The sequence below is a fragment of the Campylobacter sp. CNRCH_2013_0855 genome (assembly GCF_025773025.1).
Lineage (GTDB): Bacteria > Campylobacterota > Campylobacteria > Campylobacterales > Campylobacteraceae > Campylobacter_D > Campylobacter_D jejuni_C.
In genome coordinates, this window is sequence record NZ_JAKMTE010000065.1 from 1 (window position 1) to 634 (window position 634).

General features: G+C 31.1%; 1 pseudogene. It reads right to left on the reverse strand.

Annotated features, from left to right (window positions below):
- Window positions 1–606 (reverse strand): annotated as a pseudogene (locus L8X40_RS08455) (hypothetical protein); the annotation flags it as partial.
- Window positions 607–634 lie beyond the last annotated feature (28 nt).

Consider the following 634-nt stretch of genomic DNA (forward strand, 5'->3'; position numbering starts at 1 on the left):
GTAAATACCAGCAGTGCCTCCTGCTATTAAAGCATTAGATCCTTCTAGTTTGATGTAGTCTTTGATGTGTTGATTGGAACCATTGATAAATACACCAGCACCACTTTGACCTAAAATAGTGCCTTTATTTGTGATGGTATTAATAGATGCAATAAGACTATGATTGTTAGAAAAAAATTTAACATTAATTCCATTGTGCTTACCAACAATTGTCCCTTTATTATCAATATTTTCTATAGAACCAGATCTACCCCACTCTGAAGAAACCATAATTCCATCAATACCTCCAAAGATAATTCCGCTATTAATTAATGTATTAATAACACTACTCTGATTAATATAAATACCATATCTTCCACCCGTAAAAATGTTTTTATTTTCGATTTTATTTATTCTATTATAATCCCACATTGAGATCATATTAAAACCGTCTAATTTACCATAAATCACTCCGCTATTTATAATATTATCCACTTTTCCTTGATGAGAAATTTCTATACCATGATTTTTTTCGCCTCTTACAATTCCATTGTTCTCCAATGTATTTATTACTCCAGACTGAATCTTAATACCAGAATTCTCACCTAGAATAACCCCATCTTGCATATTCAATACAACATTTACCAACCCCTTG